The 486-nt window shown below is 28.8% G+C and carries 1 pseudogene; it reads left to right on the plus strand.

Going from position 1 to position 486, the window contains the following annotated elements:
• A pseudogene (locus OF365_RS03210) lies at nucleotides 1-486 on the plus strand (hypothetical protein); the annotation flags it as partial.

Consider the following 486-nt stretch of genomic DNA (forward strand, 5'->3'; position numbering starts at 1 on the left):
AAATACAAGCAACATTCTTTTATTCTGATACATCATAATTAAACAATTTAAAAAAGAAATCCATAATCTTTACAAAAAAACCTTGGCTGAAATTATTAAAAAAGACGATCAGCAAGAGTATGTTTTAAAACACCGGCAAATATTACCTAACCTAATGTATGCATATGTGCGTGATAACCACAAAATGTATTTTGATTTAGATAAATACGCTTATAAGAGCACGATTCAAGAACAACCAGAATATTTCTTTGACTCTTATACAGAAAAAGCCTTTTGCGAGGAATTATTTAAATTTCTACGCACACACGAAGATGTGCACGCCAAAGTACAAATTTGAAGTAAAAACCCCGTTTTTCACGGAATTAATTTTCAATATTATGAAAAAGATTCGCTGTTTGAAATCAAAAATAGTTACCCCGATTTTTTAATTAAATATAATGACCATGAAATATTTATCGAAATCAAAAGCAGTGATGATTTTGATGT

Origin of the sequence: Ureaplasma zalophigenitalium, from assembly GCF_025780055.1 — a bacterium.
GTDB classification, from domain to species: Bacteria; Bacillota_I; Bacilli_A; order Mycoplasmatales; family Mycoplasmoidaceae; genus Ureaplasma; species Ureaplasma zalophigenitalium.